This window comes from Vibrio sp. 378 (genome assembly GCF_033339435.1).
In genome coordinates, this window is the sequence record NZ_JAWOUO010001112.1 from 1 (window position 1) to 531 (window position 531).

Annotated in this window: 1 protein-coding gene; it reads left to right on the top strand. The window is 38.6% G+C overall.

Annotated elements, in window-relative coordinates; genetic code table 11:
- A partial coding sequence (locus tag R7Q48_RS30660; RefSeq protein WP_318134190.1) for a hypothetical protein occupies window positions 1-531 on the top strand: 531 nt, incomplete at both ends.

Genomic DNA, 531 nt, shown 5'->3' on the forward strand with positions numbered 1-531 from the left:
CAGAAACAAAATTTGTGAAATACCTGGCTGACCGGTATAGGTACAAACCAGTTATCTCTTATATGCTCGCTCCATTCTTTGATAAAACTACGATTGGTGTTGCCTACGCAATTGAGAAAAAAACAGCTGCCTATAAGGTAATACGTATTTGTGTCAGTCAGCTGCAGCGTAAACAACAGATGAGGGGGGCTGGTTTTTTAGGGATAGTCGGTCCTATCATAGGTGTTGGTTTAATCATGCTTATTTGTAGCCTTGCTCATTTATACATCTATGCAGTGTTGTTCAAAGGACTAAATATAAAACCAACTCCAATGATGAGTTTTGCAAGAGAGTTTACAAAAACTGTATACGAGATAAGCCCATTTGTTACTGCATTTCTTGTAATTTACGGAGTATGGGTAGTTTGGAGTTTACCCAATCAAATACATCGGAGATTAACTAAATTACCACCTTGGAATGTTGTTGACGCGATTAACTCTGCTATAACTCTGCAAACATTCAACGCCCTTTTGAAAGTGGGGATGCCTTCTT